The sequence below is a fragment of the Martinezella sp. CNPSo 3959 genome (genome assembly GCF_057784355.1).
Window position 1 is genome coordinate 16,625 of record NZ_JBXSOV010000001.1, and the last position, 19,008, is coordinate 35,632.

Here is a 19,008-nt window from a genome sequence, read left to right on the forward strand (position 1 = left end):
ATATGGCATACGAAACCATCGGTCGCTTGCGATCTCGGCCGGTTACCGTGCCGCTCTCGATATTTGCATAGCTGCATTCCCCATTTGGGATGGCGATTTTGATGGTAATAATTTGAATCCTAATTAGTTTAGTGCTAATAGGTTCTCATGAACCCGTCAAACACCCTGCAACGTATATTTACAGCCAATCTGCTGACCACCGGCCGCCAGTGGCGCCGGGCTGTCGATCTTGCGCTGAGCTCCCATGGCATATCGGAGGCGGTGGCTGCGCCGCTGCTTTGGATCGGCCGCTTGGGGGGAGGCGTGCGGCAGGTGGTGCTCGCCACCTGTGTCGGTATCGAAGGCCCGTCTCTAGTGCGGTTGATCGATCAGCTCGAAAGCATGGAACTTGTCATCCGCAAGGATGATCCTACGGATCGGCGCGCGAAGGGCCTGTGGCTGACGCCTGAGGGCGAAAAGCTGGCTTCCCGTATGGAAGACGTGCTTGATGAGCTGCGTGGCAAGATCCTTGCCAATGTCGACCCTGCGGATATCGAAGCTGCGGTTCGCGTCCTGAAGGCTTTCGAGGAATTTGAGGCATCCAAGGCCACCGAACCGGAGCCGGAGAAGGTCTCATGAGCATTCCATCCTGGCGCGAGTGGCTATTTTCCGTCAAAGCCTTCATTGCTGCGATCATGGCGCTGTTCATCGCCTTATCGCTCGATCTGCCGCGTCCCTATTGGGCGATGGCCGCCGTTTATGTGGTCGCCAATCCTCTTGCCGGCGCAACCAGCTCCAAGGGGCTTTACCGCGCGCTCGGCACGCTGATCGGTGCCACCGCATCGGTGATCCTCATCCCGCTCTTCGTCAACGCGCCGGAACTGCTTTCGATCGTTGTAGCGCTGTGGACCGGCACCTTGCTGTTCATCTCGATGCTCGACCGTACCTCGCGCAGCTATGTCTTCATGCTGGCCGGCTATACCTTGCCGCTGATCGCGCTGCCGACCGTCGGCTCGCCCGAAACCATTTTCGATGTGGCACTTGCCCGCTCCGAGGAGATTATTATCGGCATCGTCTGCGCAAGCGTGGTCAGCGCCGTCGTCTTTCCGAGCAGCGTCGGCACCGTGCTCGGCCAGCGCATAGGCTCCTGGCTGGATGACGCCGGCACCTGGGCAGACGAGATCCTGCGCGGCGAGGGTGCTTCGCCCGCAACTCCCCTTAAGCGGCAGAAGCTCGCCGCCGACGTTTCCGGCCTGGATCTCGTCATCAGCCAGTTGCGCTATGATGCTGGCAGCCGCGACATCGTCAGGCATTCGCGCGAGCTGCGCGGCCGCCTGCTGATGCTGCTGCCCCTCTTTTCCTCTCTTGCCGACCGCCTGCACGCCTTGAAGGCCGGTGGCAAGCCGTTACCGCAGGAATTGGTCGTTGTTTTGAACGAGGTGGCCGACTGGCTGAGGCAGGGTGGTCGTAGTAGGGCCGATGAGACCGCTGAGACCTTGTCGCGGAAGATCGAGAAGTTGCAGGAGGACGACCTCGATATCGGTTGGGACGATCTCGTCCGGTCGAGCGCGCTCGCTCGCCTTAAGGAAATTGTCGACTTGTGGCAGGATTGCCTGACGCTGCGCGCTGAGATCGTCTCGGGACAGCAGGTCGGCACCTGGCGCCCGGCATTCCGCTACCGCAATGTCGTCGGTCGCAGCAGGCATTATGATTACGCTCTGCTTGCCTTCTCTGCCGGTAGCGTCATCGCCGGGATTGCCGTTGCCTGCTTCTTCTGGATCTATTCCGGCTGGGCGGATGGTGCCGGCTTCATCGCCATGGTGGCCGTTGCCTGCTCGTTTTTCGCCGCGCTCGATCGTCCCGCGCCCTTCATCACCACCATGTTCATCTGGACTGCGGTGAGCCTGGTTATCGCCTGCATCTATATCTTCATGGTGCTGCCGTCGATTTCCGGTTTCGAGATGCTGGTGCTGGTCTTTGCACCGCCCTTCCTGGTGATGGGGTTGCTGATTACCCGCCCGCAAACCAACATGCTCGGCATGCTGCTGGCGGTAAACGGTGCAAGTTTCATCGCGCTGCAGGATCGTTACACCGCCGATTTCGCCAGCTTCACCAACAGTGCGATCGCCGCTCTGGCCGGTGTTGGCTTCGCCTTGGTCTGGACTTTGCTCACCCGTCCTTTCGGTTCGGAGCTGGCCGCCTGGCGGCTGGTGCGGGCCGGCTGGAGAGATCTGGCCGAGACTGCTGCCGGTATCCGTCGCGCCGATCATGAACGGCTCTCCGGCCGCATCCTCGACCGCCTGGGCCAACTCGTGCCCCGCCTTGCGGGCATCGAGGACCGCGAACTGAAGAAGGTCGATGGCTATGCCGATGTCCGCCTCGGCTTCAACGTGCTGATGCTGCAGAAGGAGCGCGGCCAGCTGAAACCGGCTGCCGCCGCGTCCGTCAGCGAAGTGCTCATCGGCGTGTCGGATTTTTATCGTTCGCGGCTGAAGGCAAGACGGGCTATGGATCCGGCCGACGAACTGCGTGTGTCAATCGACCATAGCCTCGAAGCCGTCGCGCAGGAGAAGCGAGATTCCGCTCGAGCGAGCCTTGATGCGTTGGTCGGCCTTCGCCGGGCGCTCTTCCCACATGCCGAACCGCCGGCGAGCTGGCGACCGCCCGTCGCCGATACAACGCAACCTCATCCTATTGCCGCCGAGTAATATCATGCCCGCAGAATTCGATCTTTATGGCGTCTATATCCCGCGCCTTCTCGTCCTCATGCTCCTGACGCTCTTTGTCGTCATCATCCTCCGACGCCTGCTCGCATGGATCGGAGTCTACACTCTGGTCTGGCATCGCGGTCTCTTCGATCTCGCGCTTTACGTCCTGCTGCTCGGCGCCGTCTCCTCAGTCTCTCGTTGGTACTTCACATGAACGCGTTAAAACTCATCGGCCGTGTCGCCGTCACACTCATTTTTGTTATTGCCGCTGTCTATGTCGGCCGTCACCTCTGGGGCCATTACATGGACGAGCCCTGGACGCGCGATGCGCGCCTCAGGGCCGATGTCGTCGGCATCGCGCCTGACGTCTCCGGCCTGGTGAGCGAGGTTCTCGCCAAGGACAATCAGACCGTCAGGAAAGGCGATGTCCTCTTCCGCGTCGATCGCGATCGCTTTGCCATCGCTCTCGAACAGGCAGATGCGGCGCTTGCCAGCAGCAAGGCGGCTCTCGAACAGGCCCAGCGTGAAAGCGCGCGGCAGGCGCGTCTCGGCGATGCCGCCTCCCTGCAACAGAAGGAGCAGGCGCTGACTACCGTGCAGCAGGATGAAGCCGCCGTTCGTCAGGCGAGCGCCAATCGCGAACTCGCTCAGCTCAATCTCGACCGCTCCGAGGTTCGCGCCACCGTCAACGGCACGATCTCGAACCTCAGCCTGCGTCCGGGTGATTATGTCTCTGCCGGCACCGCCAAAGTGGCGCTGATCGACAGCGATTCCCTTCGCGTCGAAGGCTATTTCGAGGAAACCAAGCTGCCACGCATTCATATCGGTGACGAGGTTTATATCCATCTGATGGGCCAGACTGAAAAGCTGACCGGCCACGTCGAAAGCATCGCCTATGGCATCGAGGACCGTGAGCGAACCTCCGGCAGCCTGCTTGCCAACATCACGCCGACCTTCAGCTGGGTGCGACTGGCGCAGCGCGTGCCGGTGCGCGTCGCGCTCGACAAGGTTCCCGATGGCACGAAGCTGATCGCCGGCCTGACGGCAACCGTCGAGGTGCAGGAGCAGGGCCAGGCAAAAATCGCCAGCGCTGCGGAATGATTTTCGCTTAAAGGCAGGGCGGCCGCCTTCAGGCCGCTCTAGAACTCGACGCGGCAGCCGGCTTACGCGCTGCCCGCCGCCTTTCCATCATGATCGGCCGGTAGGATCTGTAGAGGATCATCGCGATCAGCAGGCCGATATAGATGAACTGCTCCACCGACAGCACCTTGGTCGATAGCGCAAAGTGCAGAGCACCGCAGGCAGCGATGATATAGACGAGGCGATGCAGCCAGATCCATTTCTTGCCGAGACGCTTGATCGAGAAATTGTTCGAGGTCACGGCCAAGGCCAGCAGCATGACGAGCCCCGCCATGCCGAACATGATGAAGGGCCGCTTCAGGACGTCATTGACGACCGCCTGCACGTCCAGCGCCTGGTCGAGGACCATATAGACCGTCAAGTGCATCAGGGCGTAATAGAAACAGAGCAGGCCGAGCGCGCGGCGATAGCGCAGATAGTTCCAGCCGAAGAGATCGCGAAGCGGCGTCACCGCAAGCGTCAGCAGCAGGAAACGGATCGCCCACAGGCCTAGGAAGAGCTCGAAGGTCTTCACCGCATCGGCGCCGAGCTGATCCGTTGCGCCGAGATAGAATTCCCAGGCCGCCGGCAAAAGCCCGACAAAGTAGAGCGCCCAGACGGAGGCGGGTTGCCAGCGTTTGGGCAGAGCGAAGGAGAGGGCCATCAGAAATTCACCCTGAGATCCATGCCGCTATAGAGGCTGGCGACCTGATCGGCATAGCCGTTGAAGGGCAGGGTGGGGTGACGGTTGGAGCTGAAGAAGCCGCCTTCACCGATACGCCGCTCCGTCGCCTGGCTCCAGCGCGGATGATCGACGGCCGGATTGACGTTAGCGTAGAAGCCGTACTCTTGGCTGTTCGTCGCCTGCCACGTGTTCAGCGGCTGCTTGTCGGTGAGCGTGATGCGGACGATCGACTTGATGCCTTTGAAGCCATATTTCCAGGGCACGACGAGGCGGATCGGCGCGCCGTTCTGGTTCGGCAGCGTCTCGCCATAGAGACCTACGGCAAGCAGCGTCAGCGGGTTGCGCGCTTCATCCAGACGCAGGCCCTCGACATAGGGCCAGTTCAGGGATTGCAGGAGGCCCGACTGCCCCGGCATTTCTGCCGGCCGCACCACGGTCTCGAAGGCGACATATTTGGCGCTGCCCTGTGGTTCCACCTTGTCGAGCAGGGCCGAGAGCTGGAAGCCGTTCCAGGGAATGACCATCGACCACGCTTCGACGCAACGCATGCGATAGACACGCTCCTCCGGCGGAAATTCCTTGATCAAGGCATCGACATCGAACGTGCCGGGCTTGTTGACCATACCGTCGACCTTGATTGTCCAGGGACGTGGCTTGAATTTGCCCGAGAGGTTGGCCGGATCGGCCTTGTCGAGGCCGAATTCGTAGAAGTTATTGTAGGTGGTAACATCCTTGAGCGGCGTCAGCTTCTCATCAACGGTATAATTGCTCTTGGTCGCCGTCAGCGCCTCGGCCAGCGCCGCCTTGCCGCCGATCGTGGCCATGCCGATGCCAGCTGCTGCAGCCGTCAGGAACTCGCGACGCTTTACATAGATCGAGCGGGGGGTAATCTCGGAGGATGCGATTTTCGGCGGGCGATAGGCGGCCATGGAACAATTCCTTTATGCGATAGCAGCTTCGATATGAGCGATACGCAACGGACACAGGTTTTGTTACACTCTTAGGCAGGCATTTCTTTGGAAGTGAAAGCAACTTTTTGTGTGCGCTTGCGATCGGCCTGTTCCGCTCCCAACTTTGGTCGAGCGACTTGTTTGTCCGCACGCGGCCCTTGCCCGGCAGCGTACCGGATTCGCTTGAGTTGATAGTGACAGTACTGCACGATTGGATTAGGACAATTCCAAAAAGCGGAGTTGCCGGCGCCCCTGCGGCCTAAAACCCTTGGCCCATGCCTGACGCCGCACAAATTCCAGGATGACGAGGAAGACACCATGCCAGCTTATCGTTCCAGAACAACCACCCACGGCCGCAACATGGCCGGCGCGCGCGGCCTTTGGCGCGCGACGGGTATGAAGGATAGCGATTTCGGCAAGCCCATTATTGCGGTGGTCAACTCCTTCACCCAGTTCGTGCCCGGTCACGTTCACCTCAAGGATCTCGGCCAGCTCGTTGCCCGCGAGATCGAGGCGGCCGGCGGTGTTGCCAAGGAATTCAACACCATCGCCGTCGACGACGGTATCGCCATGGGCCATGACGGTATGCTCTATTCGCTGCCGTCGCGCGAGCTGATCGCCGACAGCGTCGAATACATGGTCAACGCCCATTGCGCCGATGCCATGGTCTGTATCTCAAACTGCGACAAGATCACCCCCGGCATGCTGATGGCTTCGCTGCGCCTCAATATCCCGACGGTCTTCGTGTCCGGCGGCCCGATGGAAGCCGGCAAGGTCGTCCTGCATGGCAAGAAGGTCGCGCTTGACCTCGTCGACGCCATGGTTGCCGCGGCCGACGACAAGATCAGCGATGAAGACGTCCAGGTCATCGAGCGCTCCGCCTGTCCGACCTGCGGCTCGTGCTCGGGCATGTTCACCGCTAATTCGATGAACTGCCTGACTGAAGCGCTCGGCCTGTCGCTGCCGGGCAACGGCTCGACGCTCGCCACCCACGCCGATCGCAAGCGCCTCTTCGTCGAGGCCGGCCACCTGATCGTCGACCTCGCCCGCCGTTACTACGAGCAGGACGATGCATCCATCCTGCCGCGCTCCGTCGCCTCCAAGCAGGCCTTCGAGAACGCCATGGCCCTCGACATCGCCATGGGCGGCTCCACCAACACGGTTCTGCATATTCTGGCCGCCGCGCACGAAGGCGAGGTCGATTTCACCATGGCCGACATCGACGCGCTGTCGCGCCGCGTCCCGTGCCTGTCAAAGGTTGCGCCCGCCAAGAGCGACGTTCACATGGAAGACGTGCACCGTGCAGGCGGCATCATGTCGATTCTCGGCGAGCTCGATAAGGGCGGCCTCATCAACCGCGATTGCCCGACGGTTCACGCCGAAACGCTCGGCGACGCCATCGACCGTTGGGATATCACCCGTACCAACAGCGAAAGCGTACGCGAATTCTTCCGCGCGGCTCCGGGCGGCGTTCCGACGCAGGTTGCCTTCAGCCAGAGCTCCCGCTGGGATGAACTCGATACGGACCGTGAGAAGGGCGTCATCCGCTCCGTCGAGCATCCCTTTTCCAAGGATGGCGGCCTGGCCGTGCTCAAGGGCAACTTGGCGCTTGACGGCTGCATCGTGAAGACGGCCGGTGTCGATGAATCGATCCTGAAGTTCTCCGGCCCGGCCAAGGTCTTCGAAAGCCAGGACGCTGCCGTCAAGGGCATCCTCAGCAACGAAGTGAAGGCCGGCGATGTCGTCGTCATCCGATACGAAGGCCCGAAGGGCGGCCCCGGCATGCAGGAAATGCTCTATCCGACGAGCTACCTGAAGTCGAAGGGCCTCGGCAAGGCCTGCGCGCTGATCACCGACGGCCGCTTCTCCGGTGGCACCTCGGGCTTGTCGATCGGCCATGCTTCACCGGAAGCGGCCAATGGCGGTACGATTGGCCTGGTGCGCGAAGGCGACATGATCGACATCGACATCCCGAACCGCACCATCAACTTGCGCGTTGATGACAAGGAACTTGCCGCTCGCCGCGAAGCGCAGAACGCCAAGGGCTGGCATCCGGCCGAAGTGCGTAAGCGTAACGTCACCACGGCGTTGAAGGCCTATGCTGCGTTTGCGACCAGTGCGGACCGCGGCGCGGTCAGAGATCTTGGCGGCAAATAAATAAGCCCCTTCGCCCCGCACAGCGGGGAGAAGGTGGACTTGAGCGGTCGAGCGGAGCTCGGCCGCGAGAGGACGGATGAGGGGCTTTCGAGCTTTATCGCAGCGGCGGAGTTTGGCTGTCGTTCCGCTTGCCCCTCGCCCTAGCCCTCTCCCCGCAGGCGGGGCGAGGGGACATCTCAGCGAAAACCTTTAAGCCATTCAAACCAAGCTCTTACAGCGGTCGATTGATCTGCTTGTAGGCGTCGTTCAGCTCTTTCTGGCGCTCCTGATAGGACGAGGTCAGGCACGCCACATCCGCTCCGCAGGCCTGCCGCTTCTTCAGCCATTCGGTCTGCTGGTCCTGCATTGTGCCACGCGCACCCATGGCAAGCAGCCCCGAGAGCAGGTCGAAGGTCGTCACCATTCTCACGTCGGCATCGTTGAGAGCCCTCACATCGCAGATCGTCTTCTCGTCCGGCTTCAGGTTCTGCGCCTCGCAATCGAAGCTGGCGGCGTGAGAGGCGCCGGCCATGCCCAGCGAGACGAGGAAAGTGGCAGCGGCAAGATGGTTTAATCGCATGTCTGGTTCCCTTTTGACGATTCCCAACGCGAAATGCATGACAGCATGTTTTTGTTCAGCGAGCCTGTTTTTTATCGTCGCCAACTTCCATTTATGCTTCATGGTTCCGCCCTCTTTTCTTTCTAGCGTCGGGCGCTACAACGTTGTTTAAAGAGAATTAAAAAGGGAAATTTCCATGCATGTCCTCCTGAAGCGCACTGCCGTTTCGATGATTGCCCTCGCCATGGCGATGCCGCTTTCCGCTGAGGCCCAGACGGCAAAGACGCTGCCGCAAAGCCAGACGCAGATGCAGCTTTCCTTCGCTCCGCTGGTCAAGCAGACCTCCGGCGCCGTGGTGAATGTCTATGCCGAGCGTGTGGTGCAGCGTCAGTCGCCCTTCGCTGGCGATCCCTTCTTCGAGCAGTTTTTCGGTCAGCGCATGCCGAATCGCACCGAGAAGCAGTCTTCGCTTGGCTCCGGCGTCATCGTGGAGGCGAATGGCACCGTCATCACCAACAACCACGTCGTCGATGGCGCTGACGATATCAAGATCGCGCTTTCGGACGGCCGCGAATTCCCCTGCAAGGTCGTTCTGAAGGATGACCGCGTCGATCTCGCCGTCTTGAAGATCCAGTCGAAGAACGAGGCTTTTCCGGTTCTGCCGCTCGGCAATTCCGATGGCATCGAAGTGGGCGATCTCGTGCTTGCGATCGGCAATCCCTTCGGCGTGGGCCAGACGGTCACGAGCGGTATCGTCTCTGCGCTCGCCCGTAACCAGGTCAAGAACGAGGTTGGCTTCTTCATCCAGACCGATGCCTCGATCAACCCCGGCAATTCCGGCGGCGCGCTCGTCAACATGACCGGCGAGCTGATCGGGCTGAATACGGCGATCTTCTCCCAGGGGGGCGGCTCCAACGGTATCGGCTTCGCCATTCCGGCCAATCTGGTCAAGGTCTTCCTCGCCGCCGCCGATCGCGGCGACAAGGCCTTCGAGCGCCCCTATATTGGCGCCTCCTTCGAGCCGGTGACATCGGACGTCGCCGAAGCGCTTGGCCTCGACAAGGTGCGCGGTGCGTTGGTAACGAAGGTGGTCGACGGTGGCCCTGCTGCCAGGGCCGGCCTCAAGCCCGGCGAAGTGATCACGGCGCTGAACAACATCTCCATCGAACATCCCGATGCGCTCGGCTATCGCCTGACGACGGCCGGTCTCGGCGTGACGGTGGCATTGACGGTGCTGGATAACGGAAAGGAACATCAGGCCACGATGACGCTGGCCGCGGCGCCCGAATCCACACCGCGCGACGAGCGGGTGATCGACGGCAACAATCCTTTCTCCGGCGCGACCGTTGCCAATCTCTCGCCGCGCGTTGCCGACGATCTGCATATGCCGCCGGATTCCACGGGCGTCGTCATCGAGAGCCTGAAGCAGAACTCGCCGGCCGACAGGCTTGGATTTGCCGCTCGCGATATCGTCATTTCCATCAATGGCGTCGCGATCAACACCACGGAAATCCTTCAGAAGACCGTCACGTCAAACCCCAGCTTCTGGCGCGTCGAGATCGAGCGTGACGGCCAGCGTATCAGGCAGTTCTTCCGATGAGCAATGACCTGTTTGCGCCGCGGATACCGGAGGAGGTCGCCAACAAGCGGCCGCTCGCCGATCGCCTGCGGCCGCAAACATTGGCCGAAGTCACCGGTCAGGAACATCTGACCGGCGAGGATGGCGTTCTGCGCCGGATGATCGAAGCGGGTTCACTGGGATCGATGATCTTCTGGGGGCCGCCAGGCACCGGCAAGACGACGGTCGCGAGGCTTCTTTCGGGCGAGGCAGGCCTCGCCTTCGAACAGATTTCGGCGATCTTTTCCGGTGTTGCCGATCTGAAAAAGGTATTCGAGGCGGCACGTCTGCGCCGCATGGATGGTCGCCAGACCCTGCTGTTCGTCGACGAGATCCATCGCTTCAATCGCGCCCAGCAGGATAGCTTCCTGCCCGTGATGGAGGACGGTACTGTCATTCTTGTGGGAGCGACGACCGAAAATCCATCCTTCGAACTCAACGCCGCTCTTTTATCCCGCGCCCGTGTCCTGACGTTTCGCTCGCATGACGAGGAAAGCTTGGAAGAGCTGCTGCGCCGCGCCGAGACGGTGGAGGGCAAGCCGCTGCCGCTGACGGAGGATGCCCGCGCCAGCCTGATCCGCATGGCCGATGGCGATGGTCGCTCGGTGCTGACGCTGGCGGAAGAGGTCTGGCGTGCCGCGCGCAAGGACGAGCTTTTTGATCCCGATATGCTGATCAAGATCGTCCAACGTCGCGCGCCGGTCTATGACAAGGCGCAGGATGGGCATTACAATCTGATTTCTGCGCTGCATAAGTCGGTTCGTGGCTCCGACCCGGACGCCGCGCTCTATTATCTCGCCCGCATGTTCGATGCCGGCGAGGATCCGCTCTATCTCGGCCGTCGGCTGGTGCGTATGGCGGTGGAGGATATCGGGCTTGCCGATCCGCAGGCACTTGTCATCTGCAATGCCGCCAAGGATGCCTATGATTATCTCGGGTCGCCTGAGGGTGAATTGGCGTTGGCGCAGGCCTGCGTCTATCTCGCCACCGCCCCGAAATCCAATGCCGTCTACACGGCCTTCAAGGCCGCGACCCAGGCCGCCAAGCAGAACGGCTCGCTGCAGCCGCCGAAACACATCCTGAACGCGCCCACGAAACTGATGCGCACGGAAGGCTATGGCGATGGCTATCGCTACGATCACGACGAGCCGGATGCTTTTTCAGGGCAGAATTACTTTCCGGAGAAGATGGGTCGCCAGACCTTCTACGATCCGCCGGAACGGGGTTTCGAGCGTGAAATCCGCAAGCGGCTGGATTGGTGGGCGAAGCTGCGCAAGGAGCGTGGCGAGCGCTAGTCCATATATCACCTGGCGGTGATGGATTGCCGCTATGCTTTTTGTATGCGTGGAACGGTTACCCTGTCCACCATTTTGACGCTCGATTCCGCCAGGCTCTTATGACCTTCCATATCGACCACCAGATGCCAATGGCCGGCCTCCGGAATGACCAGCCGTATCGGCGATTTCTTGGCAACGCCGCCGAGAAACTGATGCTTCAGCGTTTCGGTGAAGCGCTCGAAATTCGAGCCGTTCATCAGCCTGACATTGGCAATGGCCGAGAGCGTGATTTCGATCACCGTTCCGGCGCGTTGTTCCCCGAGATCGTAGTGGCTATAGCGGAAGGCAGGCTTCGACATTGTCTTCTGTTCTATGGATATCTCGCGAAAGTTTACCTTGGGGCGGTTAAGGAAGCGTTCGGCGGGATATTGTCGAAGCCTGCCAAGGGCAAGTTCAGTGCAGGTTTGACGGGGCGGGGGTAAAGCCATCCAGATCGAGGATGGCGCCTTCGGGTGCCAGGCAGATGTCGGCCGGATTGTGGTTGCATTCCTCGGCGGCGAAGTGGAGGGCCGCCGCTTCATTGCGGAACAGACCGCCAACGAGGCCTTGCCGGTCCTGAACGATCCAGCTGCCGCGGCGGTCACGACCGATGATGAAACGCGCCGGCGCCGGAGCGAGCGGGCTGTGGGCCGAGCGACGTTGAAGATGTTGTGCGTTTGCCATTGTTATTTCCTCTTGGATCTCTTCGATTTCACTCAGTGTCCGGTCAGATGCAGCCCCATTTGCAGGGCGGCGGCGAGCAGGAGAACAAGGCCGAGGCGCGGAGCGACGGAACGAATTCCGTCCAGCAATGCGTCCGAAGAGAAGTGCCGCTCGTTGCGCGAAAACGCGACGGCGCGAGGGCGTTGGAGAGGGTCGGCGGATAGGCCGACTTGCCTGTGGCGTGACATCATGGTTCCTTTCAGTGTCACCAGCACTACGGGTCCGATAAGACCATTTCCGGTGCTACGCTGTTGAATCTATGAGGGGGCTGCTAGGTTTTCCATTTGCCTGGAACGGCAAAAATATAAAAATCTCATAGGGATGAAGCGATTTCACAATCCCGGGCGATAGGCATGGCGCGAGGCAAACCGGCCGCTGCCATCAAGCTGAAACGGAGCAATTGCCGCCTGGATTGCCGCGGCCGTCTCGGTGCCGACGCCGACCAATGGCAGGCGAACTTCCGCTTCGATATCTCTGGCTAGTGACAAGGCATACTTGATCGTCGCCGGCTCACTTTCGCGGACGAGTGCGTTGAACAATGGCTGCAGGCGCTCGTCGATGGATCGGGCAGCCCTGATGTTGCCGCACGCGGCCGAATACTGCATGGATCGAAAGAGGCGTGGGGCAATATTGGCCGCACTGGAGAAGCAGCCATGACCACCCGCAGCCGTGAAGCCGAGCGCGTTGGCGTCGTTGGATGTGAACAGGCCGAACCCCTCCGGCAGCAGATGTCGCCAGAGATCGATGCGCGAGATATCGCAGCCGTCGTCGGCGATCCCGATAATCCCCCGGATTTCGGCGAGGCGCGCGATCGTTGCCGGAGCGAGATCGATCGCGGTATGCGATGGCTGATTATGCACGATGATGGGCAGCTCGCTCTGCGCCGCCAGCTGCTCGAAATGATGGATGATCCCTTTTTGCGTCGGCTTGGAATAATAGGGCACCGTCACGAAGGCCGCATCTGCGCCAAGGCGCTGTGCCTGTATCGTTTGCTCCAGGGTCGTCTTCGTGTCGTTGGTTCCGGTCGCGACGATGACGGGCACCTTGTCTTCCGAAAGCTCGATGCAGATTTCGATGGCTCTCACGCGTTCGGCGTCGGTCAGCGTCGGGCTTTCGCCGGTCAGCGAACAGACGAGAAGTCCGTCGATCCCGCTCAGCAGCTGCCACTCGATATGCGCCATCATGTCGACGCCATCGAAAACGCCGTCGCGAAAAGGCGTGACGAGGGCGGTGATCGCACCGCCGACACGCCTTCGAAGAGTCGGTCTACTCATGTCTGTGAAATCTCAGAGATAATGCAGCATGATGAAAAGCTCGAGGGTGCCGAGCAGCAGGCCGAAGGCGAGCATGGCCTGAAAGGTGCGCTTTTCCCGAACCTGGCGCGAGCGAGGCTGGTTCTTACGTGGTCTCTTCGTTGTTTCAGCCGATGCCGGAATGCGATGATGCTTCTCGTCGCTGTTATGAACGAGAACACGGATGGATTCCGTGAGATTGGGTGCTTGCGTGTCGAGCATGGGATCTATCTCCATATTCCACCGCAAGCGTAGAGCCGAGCCCCATAGGAAATCCATTCGGGGTTAAGGACGAAGACGTAAGTGAAATATAAAGAACTGATATGCCCGGAGTTCCTCCGGAAACCGGCCCGTGGACCACTGCCGGAGGATCGAAAAGCTGTCTGGCGTCGTCGACCGCTGCTTACTCGGTGCCTTGCTGGTTCTTACGGTCGAGCTCCGTCACCAGCGCCAGGATGGTCGCCGAGACCGGCGTCGGTATATTCACGAGCTTTCCGAGCGAGACGACGACGCCCACGAGAGGCGTGATTTCCAGCGCCTTGCCGGCAAGTAGGTCCTGCAGCATCGAGGTACGGACGGGTCCGATCTGACGGGAACGCTCAAGACGTTTCTCTACGGACATGGCGATGTGCGATCCCAAAGCCTCGGCAACGGCTTTCACCTCGCTCATCACCTGACCAACCATGGCGGCTAGTGCCGGGTCTTCCATGATATCGGACATCAATCCGCGGGTGAGCGCGCTGATCGGATTGAAGGCGGCGTTGCCCATGAGCTTGCTCCAGATATCGTCGCGAATGCGCGAGGAAATCGAAACATTGACGCCGGCCCGCTGCAGCAGTGCTGCGATGGCTTCGATATCGCCCGTCGTTTCGCCCGAAGGTTCACCAAGGATGAAATGTCCGTTGTTGGCGAGCTTGACCTCGCCAGGTGCGACGACTTCCGCTCCCTGATAGGCAACGCAGCCGATGACGCGCTCCGGTCCGATCAGGCGCCAGAGATCGCCGTTCGGGTCGAGCTCTTCTATCTGGCGTTCGGCGTAAGCGCTCTGGCTATCCCGGTGAAAATACCACCACGGTACGCCGTTGAGGATCATGACGACGCGCGTACCGGAATGCAGCAATTTCGCAATGCCCGGAGCGGCTGCGCCAAGCTGATGACCTTTGAGGCCGGTGATAACGAGATCTTGCGGCGGCAACTCGTCTGAATCCGAGGTTGCTGTCATCTGCGCAACGATAGGACTGTCCGCATCCGCTTCCCACAGGCTTATGCCGCCAGCGCGAATAGCCTCCAGATGGGCTCCGCGCGCCACGACGGAAATCTTGGTCTGGCTTTCTTTGGGGGAGGCGAGTTTGGCCGCGATCGCACCGCCGAGTGCGCCGGCGCCGTAGACACAAATGTTCTTGAAGGGAGAGGACGTCATGACTTAATGCTCCGAACGAAGTCGCATGCCCCTGCCAAGATATGGCGGGACCGTGATTTGGCGAGTGGTTTATCCGATTGCCGGCAGTTGAAACTGAAAATGGCGTAGCCTTTCGACACGCTACGGGTCTCTCGCAATTTCACCATGCTTGTGCGGCTTGAATAAGAGGCTTTTTTATTCGACGTAGGCTTGGGCTAGTCTTTACCACAATCACATCCTAACCTCTGCCATATCGCTCTGGACCGCGGACAACCGGTGCGATATCGATTTCTCAATTGTCCTTTCTAAGTTGATGAATTCGCCGGGGAAGATCGTTGCGTTTCGAAGCCCTCAACCGTCTCTGGGATAGCGTTCGGGAGACCAGCCATGATTTCCGTGCCTCGACGGACGTTTTTCCCGTCGTCGATATCGAAAAGCTAGGTGCGACCCTCGATCTGAAGGAAAAGGGAGCCGCAGCCGGGCGTCAGAACCGGCCGCCGGATGCGCAATCGCATGATGAGACGGAGCAGCGCATCGTCGCCTGGGTCGAGGCAGAGAAGAAAAGCTCCTATCAAATCCTCGAAGACCAGTTCCAGACCTTCGACAGCCGCTTGCGCAACCTAGATTTCGAGGGGCAGTTCGGGCTGATCCGCCAGGCGAACGCGTCAAGCGTCTCGGATTTCAAGGCGGAAGTGGCAAGCGGCGTCGACGAGCTTCACGGCCTGCGCCGCAAGCTGAAAACCGCCGAGGACGAGATGGTGGGCTTCAAGGCCAGGCACAAGCTGCAGCGGGCCGCCAAGGTTTCCAGCAAGGCAGCCTGGGGCTTCAAGGTCTCGCTGATCATCTTCCTCGTGCTCATCGAAATGGTGATGAATGGCAGCTTTCTGGCCAAGGGAAGCGAGCAGGGTCTCGTCGGTGGTGTAACCGAGGCGGCCGCCTTCGCCTTCCTGAACATCGGCACGGCGCTGATGTTTTCCTTCTTCTGCGTGCGTTTTCTGGTGCATCGCTCCTATGCGCTGAAGCTGCTCGGCCTGCTAGGGCTTGTCGCCTATGTCGCGGTGGCTTTGGGCATCAATATTGCGCTGGCGCATTATCGCGAGGTCTCTGCAACGATCTTGAGCGGGGCCGGTGCCGAGGTGATTCAGCGTCTGAAGGCCGCGCCGCTCGGGCTGCAAGAGCTGAACTCGTGGATGCTCTTTGCCATTGGTCTGATGTTCTCGCTCGTCGCCTTCATCGACGGCTGTTATCTGACGGACCCCTATCCGGGTTTTGCCGGCGTGCAGAAACGTCTCGATGCCGCGAGGGACAATTATATCGACCGCAAGCTCGATCTCATCGAAGATCTTCGCGAAATCCGCGACGAACATAACGGCAAGATCGAGGAGATCATCCGCGACCTCTCGCTGCGCCGGCAGGAGACGGCTGCCATCATCGCTCATCGCGCCAGGACCGCAGGCCTCTTCGCAGAACACCAGAACCATCTCGAGCGCGCCGCCAATGTGCTGCTCACCTCTTATCGCGATGCGAACCGTGCTGCGCGAACCGAGGCGGAGCCACCTTATTTCAAAACCGCTTACAAGATGGAGCGCCTGACACCTGTCATTCGCACCGAAGAAGAATGGGACGACAAGGTACTCGGCGCACGCATCCAGAGCGCCCAGGCGGAATTGTCGGAGCAGATCAAGCGGATCGGCGACGAATTCGAGCGCGCCATCGAGAAATACCATCAGCTCGACAATCTTTTCCCGGAGAGCATCCTTGGCTCGACGCAAGCGGCGTAGCCGGCGCGGCGGATCCGCCGGTCTCATCATCGCAACGGTTTGTCTCGCCGTCCTGTCCCTCGGGATCGTTGGCGCCTATGGCTGGCTACGCTACAAGGCAAGCGGCAATGTCGCCGTTGACCAGGCGTCTCTCTGCCCGATTGATGGCCCGAAAGCGGAAACGGCCATCCTCCTCGATGTCACCGATCCGATATCAGACACGACGGCGCTCGATCTGCGCAACCAGTTCCAGAAGATCGTTGCGGATGTGCCAATCGGCGGCGCGATCGATATCTATGCGCTCACCGAGAAGGAAGGGGAACTGATCCAGACCTTCCATGGCTGCAATCCTGGAAGCGGCGCGAATGTCGACGAATGGACCAGCAATCCGCGTCTGGCGCAGGCGCGGTGGGAGAAGGGATTTCAGAAGCCGCTTGCCGATATCGCCGGCAAGCTGGCCGCGGGCGAGTCCGGCAGGTTGTCGCCGGTCATGGCAGCCATCCAGAAGATCAACCTGGAAGTCTTCGCCAATGCGCCAGGCGGCATTCCGAAGCGCCTCTACATCGCCTCCGACATGATCGAGCACACCGCCGCCTTCTCTAATTACAAGGATGGCGTATCCTATCAAAAATACCAGAACAGCCCTGCGAACGATCGTTTCCGCACGTCACTGAGCGGTGTCACGGTCAAGATTCTCGCCTTTCAAAGGCCCAACATGAAGTTCAGCATGGAGGATCTTGCGAATTTCTGGGCGCAGTGGATCAAGAACAACAAGGGTGATTTTGGCGGCTTCGTGCGGCTGGAGGGGATACGCTGATGGCCAATACCGATGCCAGATATCTCATCCGGGATTACGGGCCGATGGTGCTTTTCGCCTCGATCACCGTCGGCGGCATGATCTTCATCTGGTCATCGAAGCTCATGGGCTGGTCGCTGCCCATCGTGACCGGTGTGCCGCTCGTGCTGATGGGGGTCTACTTTATCGTGTCGCTCGCCGTTGCCGGGTTCCGGCTGCACAATGAGCAGGCGGGCGACAACCTCTATTACATGGGTTTTCTCTTCACCCTCTCGAGCCTTGGCGTATCGCTCTATCTCTTTGCTGGCGAAACATCGATCGAGACCATCGTCCGCAATTTCGGCATTGCCGTCACCTCGACCATTGCCGGCGTGACGCTGCGCATCCTCTTCAACCAGATGCGGCGAGATCCGATCGACATCGAGCGCAGCGTGCGCCATGAGCTAGCCGAGATGACGCGGCGCGTGCGCACCGAACTCGATTCCTCCTCGCGTGAATTCTCGCATTACCGACGCGTCAGCAACCAGATGCTGTCGGAAGGATTCGAGGAGATCGCGCGGCAGGCCGAACGCAATGGCCAGGAGATCAACAAGATCCTGGAAATGCTGGCGAAGCAGGCCGTGACGCCAATCAATGACGCGGCGGCGCAGTTGACGACGACGACTTCGCAGTTGTCCGACATCATCGGCACGTTCGGCGCCGCCGTCGAAAATGTCGGCAGGAAGCTGGATGAAATCCGTTCCCCGGAGGATGTCGTGCGTGCCGAGCTGGCGCCGGCAATCACCGCGATCAAGGAGATGTCGGAGGCGCAATTGCAGCCGCTGCGCAACATCGAAGTGGCGCTCGGCCGCATGGCGGAGGCGATGGGGCAGGCGTCGCTGCCAAAGGCCGACGGTGATATCGCTGTCGAGCCTGCGGCTCCAGCGCGAAAACGCTGGTGGCATCTATGGTAGCGGGAGGCTCGGACAACAAGCCGAAACTGGAGCACAAGGGCTATAATCGAGGCCTCATCCTTGGCCTGACGATGGCCGAATCCATGCTGCTTCTGGTCTTCTGCCTGCTGTTGGTGGCCGCTGCCTTGATCTCATCGGAGAGAAACAAGCGTTACGAGGTCGAGCGCAAGCTTGAAAAGGCTGAACAGCAGGTTGCTTTGCTGGAGAAGAAGCGGGCGGAGCAGGCGGCCGAGATCGTGCTTCTCCAGTCCAAGGTCGTCTCCGGCGATCTCACAGCGGCCGACAAGGCGGTGGTGGACAAGGAATGGCGGGAGCTAGTGCTGGCGAAAGAAGCGCTAGATAGCGTAACGGACCAGGGCGCAACCCCGGCCGATCTGCAATCGCTGTCCAAGGTCGCGGCGGTTCTGAAGGAACATGGCATCTCGCTCGCGACGGCCCCCGATGCGGTCAATAAGCTTCTGGCCAGCAATGGCGGCGGGAACGGCATGCACGACTGGCCGCCTATCATCAATCTCGACGATGCCAAGAAGAACTATTTCCAATCCGGAAGCGCCGAGCTCACAGGCACTTTCGCGCAGTTGCTCAGCACGACGATTACGGATGAAATCGCCAGCAACCTGAGCCTCTACGGCGCCAATATCGTTGAAGTAATCGGCCACACCGACGAGCAGCCGGTGGCACGCGAAAAATCCAATCTCGATGATACGATCATCAGTGCTATGGACGGCAAGCTGCCGGTCTCCACCCTGCAGCCCGCCGACAATGCGGGGCTAGGCCTTGCCCGCGCCATTGCCGTCGCCAATGTGCTCAAGGCCAATCCGAAGCTGAAGGATGCCACCATCCTGCCGATGTCCGCCGCCCAGCTCATCCTGCCCGGCGATACCGTCACTTCGGGCCAGCGCGGCGCCGTCGAGGCGCGGCGCCGTATCGAAATCCGCGTGCGCGGCAGGACGGCGCCCGTCGCCGTCATCAATGCCGGTGCCGCGCCCTCAACGAACACACAATAGTGCTCGTT

General features: G+C 60.5%; 20 protein-coding genes. 11 read left to right on the forward strand and 9 right to left on the reverse strand.

Going from position 1 to position 19,008, the window contains the following annotated elements; genetic code table 11:
* Positions 1-147 precede the first annotated feature (147 nt).
* The 4 genes from AC13RE_RS00155 to AC13RE_RS00170 are packed head-to-tail and all read left to right on the forward strand — an operon-like array spanning position 148 to position 3,788.
* Positions 148-618, forward strand: a complete 471-nt coding sequence (locus tag AC13RE_RS00155) for a MarR family winged helix-turn-helix transcriptional regulator (RefSeq protein ID WP_488561558.1) — start codon at positions 148-150, stop codon at positions 616-618.
* Positions 615-2,687 carry an FUSC family protein gene (locus AC13RE_RS00160; RefSeq protein WP_488561559.1) on the forward strand — a complete coding sequence of 691 codons (2,073 nt, stop codon included), beginning with the start codon at positions 615-617 and terminating at the stop codon, positions 2,685-2,687. The genes AC13RE_RS00155 and AC13RE_RS00160 overlap by 4 nt, the downstream gene beginning before the upstream one ends.
* 4 nt (positions 2,688-2,691) lie before the next feature.
* A complete protein-coding gene (locus AC13RE_RS00165; RefSeq protein ID WP_015339618.1) occupies positions 2,692-2,901 on the forward strand; it encodes a DUF1656 domain-containing protein in 210 nt (69 codons plus the stop codon).
* Positions 2,898-3,788 (forward strand): efflux RND transporter periplasmic adaptor subunit, encoded by an 891-nt coding sequence (locus AC13RE_RS00170; RefSeq protein ID WP_488561560.1) that lies wholly within the window; start codon positions 2,898-2,900, stop codon positions 3,786-3,788. Before AC13RE_RS00165 ends, AC13RE_RS00170 begins: the two co-directional genes overlap by 4 nt.
* Before the next feature lie 28 nt (positions 3,789-3,816).
* Here the strand turns inward: AC13RE_RS00170 and msrQ are convergent, their stop codons facing one another.
* Positions 3,817-4,473, reverse strand: a complete 657-nt coding sequence (gene msrQ, locus AC13RE_RS00175; protein ID WP_488562515.1) for a protein-methionine-sulfoxide reductase heme-binding subunit MsrQ — start codon at positions 4,471-4,473, stop codon at positions 3,817-3,819.
* The gene (msrP, locus tag AC13RE_RS00180) at positions 4,470-5,420 is read right to left on the reverse strand and encodes a protein-methionine-sulfoxide reductase catalytic subunit MsrP (protein ID WP_488561561.1); all 951 of its coding nucleotides are present in this window, start codon (positions 5,418-5,420) and stop codon (positions 4,470-4,472) included. The genes msrQ and msrP overlap by 4 nt, the downstream gene beginning before the upstream one ends.
* Before the next feature lie 339 nt (positions 5,421-5,759).
* Between msrP and ilvD the strand changes: the two genes are divergently transcribed.
* On the forward strand, positions 5,760-7,598 hold the full coding sequence (gene ilvD, locus AC13RE_RS00185; protein ID WP_488561562.1) for a dihydroxy-acid dehydratase: 1,839 nt from the start codon (positions 5,760-5,762) through the stop codon (positions 7,596-7,598).
* Positions 7,599-7,809: 211 nt separating this feature from the next.
* Here the strand turns inward: ilvD and AC13RE_RS00190 are convergent, their stop codons facing one another.
* Entirely contained in the window at positions 7,810-8,157 is a 348-nt protein-coding gene (locus tag AC13RE_RS00190) for a lysozyme inhibitor LprI family protein (protein WP_285172821.1), read from the reverse strand.
* A gap of 175 nt (positions 8,158-8,332) precedes the next feature.
* Here AC13RE_RS00190 and AC13RE_RS00195 point away from each other — a divergent pair, with 175 nt between their 5' ends.
* Together AC13RE_RS00195 and AC13RE_RS00200 are read left to right on the forward strand one after the other, a co-directional pair.
* Positions 8,333-9,736: a DegQ family serine endoprotease gene (locus AC13RE_RS00195; protein WP_488561563.1), complete on the forward strand. Its 1,404-nt coding sequence runs from the start codon at positions 8,333-8,335 to the stop codon at positions 9,734-9,736.
* Positions 9,733-11,049, forward strand: a complete 1,317-nt coding sequence (locus AC13RE_RS00200; RefSeq protein ID WP_488561564.1) for a replication-associated recombination protein A — start codon at positions 9,733-9,735, stop codon at positions 11,047-11,049. The genes AC13RE_RS00195 and AC13RE_RS00200 overlap by 4 nt, the downstream gene beginning before the upstream one ends.
* A gap of 32 nt (positions 11,050-11,081) precedes the next feature.
* Here the strand turns inward: AC13RE_RS00200 and AC13RE_RS00205 are convergent, their stop codons facing one another.
* The 6 genes from AC13RE_RS00205 to AC13RE_RS00230 form a co-directional block, all read right to left on the reverse strand.
* The gene (locus AC13RE_RS00205) at positions 11,082-11,390 is read right to left on the reverse strand and encodes a DUF1883 domain-containing protein (RefSeq protein ID WP_488561565.1); all 309 of its coding nucleotides are present in this window, start codon (positions 11,388-11,390) and stop codon (positions 11,082-11,084) included.
* 94 nt (positions 11,391-11,484) lie between these two features.
* Positions 11,485-11,754 (reverse strand): hypothetical protein, encoded by a 270-nt coding sequence (locus AC13RE_RS00210; protein WP_132716421.1) that lies wholly within the window; start codon positions 11,752-11,754, stop codon positions 11,485-11,487.
* 32 nt (positions 11,755-11,786) lie between these two features.
* Entirely contained in the window at positions 11,787-11,984 is a 198-nt protein-coding gene (locus tag AC13RE_RS00215; protein WP_488561566.1) for a hypothetical protein, read from the reverse strand.
* A gap of 141 nt (positions 11,985-12,125) precedes the next feature.
* Positions 12,126-13,067, reverse strand: coding sequence for a 4-hydroxy-tetrahydrodipicolinate synthase (gene dapA / locus AC13RE_RS00220; protein ID WP_488561567.1), 942 nt, complete (start codon positions 13,065-13,067; stop codon positions 12,126-12,128).
* Positions 13,068-13,079: 12 nt separating this feature from the next.
* A complete protein-coding gene (locus tag AC13RE_RS00225) occupies positions 13,080-13,307 on the reverse strand; it encodes a hypothetical protein (RefSeq protein ID WP_488561568.1) in 228 nt (75 codons plus the stop codon).
* A gap of 181 nt (positions 13,308-13,488) precedes the next feature.
* Entirely contained in the window at positions 13,489-14,505 is a 1,017-nt protein-coding gene (locus AC13RE_RS00230) for a ketopantoate reductase family protein (protein ID WP_488561569.1), read from the reverse strand.
* A gap of 314 nt (positions 14,506-14,819) precedes the next feature.
* Here AC13RE_RS00230 and AC13RE_RS00235 point away from each other — a divergent pair, with 314 nt between their 5' ends.
* From AC13RE_RS00235 to AC13RE_RS00250, 4 genes are read left to right on the forward strand one after another with little or no spacing between them, the layout of a single operon-like run.
* On the forward strand, positions 14,820-16,265 hold the full coding sequence (locus AC13RE_RS00235) for a hypothetical protein (protein ID WP_488561570.1): 1,446 nt from the start codon (positions 14,820-14,822) through the stop codon (positions 16,263-16,265).
* Positions 16,243-17,061 (forward strand): hypothetical protein, encoded by an 819-nt coding sequence (locus tag AC13RE_RS00240; RefSeq protein ID WP_488561571.1) that lies wholly within the window; start codon positions 16,243-16,245, stop codon positions 17,059-17,061. The genes AC13RE_RS00235 and AC13RE_RS00240 overlap by 23 nt, the downstream gene beginning before the upstream one ends.
* Positions 17,061-17,993, forward strand: coding sequence for a hypothetical protein (locus AC13RE_RS00245; protein WP_488561572.1), 933 nt, complete (start codon positions 17,061-17,063; stop codon positions 17,991-17,993). The genes AC13RE_RS00240 and AC13RE_RS00245 overlap by 1 nt, the downstream gene beginning before the upstream one ends.
* Positions 17,987-19,000 carry an OmpA family protein gene (locus tag AC13RE_RS00250; RefSeq protein ID WP_488562516.1) on the forward strand — a complete coding sequence of 338 codons (1,014 nt, stop codon included), beginning with the start codon at positions 17,987-17,989 and terminating at the stop codon, positions 18,998-19,000. Before AC13RE_RS00245 ends, AC13RE_RS00250 begins: the two co-directional genes overlap by 7 nt.
* Positions 19,001-19,008: the final 8 nt, after the last annotated feature.

Excerpts from the sequence above, each read along its gene's own strand:
- AC13RE_RS00155 (WP_488561558.1), top strand. The coding sequence starts at position 148 with ATGAACCCGTCAAACACCCTGCAACGTATATTTACAGCCAATCTGCTG.
- AC13RE_RS00160 (WP_488561559.1), top strand. The coding sequence starts at position 615 with ATGAGCATTCCATCCTGGCGCGAGTGGCTATTTTCCGTCAAAGCCTTC.
- AC13RE_RS00165 (WP_015339618.1), top strand. The coding sequence starts at position 2,692 with ATGCCCGCAGAATTCGATCTTTATGGCGTCTATATCCCGCGCCTTCTC.
- AC13RE_RS00170 (WP_488561560.1), top strand. The coding sequence starts at position 2,898 with ATGAACGCGTTAAAACTCATCGGCCGTGTCGCCGTCACACTCATTTTT.
- msrP (WP_488561561.1), bottom strand. The coding sequence starts at position 5,420 with ATGGCCGCCTATCGCCCGCCGAAAATCGCATCCTCCGAGATTACCCCC.
- ilvD (WP_488561562.1), top strand. The coding sequence starts at position 5,760 with ATGCCAGCTTATCGTTCCAGAACAACCACCCACGGCCGCAACATGGCC.
- AC13RE_RS00190 (WP_285172821.1), bottom strand. The coding sequence starts at position 8,157 with ATGCGATTAAACCATCTTGCCGCTGCCACTTTCCTCGTCTCGCTGGGC.
- AC13RE_RS00195 (WP_488561563.1), top strand. The coding sequence starts at position 8,333 with ATGCATGTCCTCCTGAAGCGCACTGCCGTTTCGATGATTGCCCTCGCC.
- AC13RE_RS00200 (WP_488561564.1), top strand. The coding sequence starts at position 9,733 with ATGAGCAATGACCTGTTTGCGCCGCGGATACCGGAGGAGGTCGCCAAC.
- AC13RE_RS00205 (WP_488561565.1), bottom strand. The coding sequence starts at position 11,390 with ATGTCGAAGCCTGCCTTCCGCTATAGCCACTACGATCTCGGGGAACAA.
- AC13RE_RS00210 (WP_132716421.1), bottom strand. The coding sequence starts at position 11,754 with ATGGCAAACGCACAACATCTTCAACGTCGCTCGGCCCACAGCCCGCTC.
- AC13RE_RS00215 (WP_488561566.1), bottom strand. The coding sequence starts at position 11,984 with ATGATGTCACGCCACAGGCAAGTCGGCCTATCCGCCGACCCTCTCCAA.
- dapA (WP_488561567.1), bottom strand. The coding sequence starts at position 13,067 with ATGAGTAGACCGACTCTTCGAAGGCGTGTCGGCGGTGCGATCACCGCC.
- AC13RE_RS00225 (WP_488561568.1), bottom strand. The coding sequence starts at position 13,307 with ATGCTCGACACGCAAGCACCCAATCTCACGGAATCCATCCGTGTTCTC.
- AC13RE_RS00230 (WP_488561569.1), bottom strand. The coding sequence starts at position 14,505 with ATGACGTCCTCTCCCTTCAAGAACATTTGTGTCTACGGCGCCGGCGCA.
- AC13RE_RS00245 (WP_488561572.1), top strand. The coding sequence starts at position 17,061 with ATGGCCAATACCGATGCCAGATATCTCATCCGGGATTACGGGCCGATG.
- AC13RE_RS00250 (WP_488562516.1), top strand. The coding sequence starts at position 17,987 with ATGGTAGCGGGAGGCTCGGACAACAAGCCGAAACTGGAGCACAAGGGC.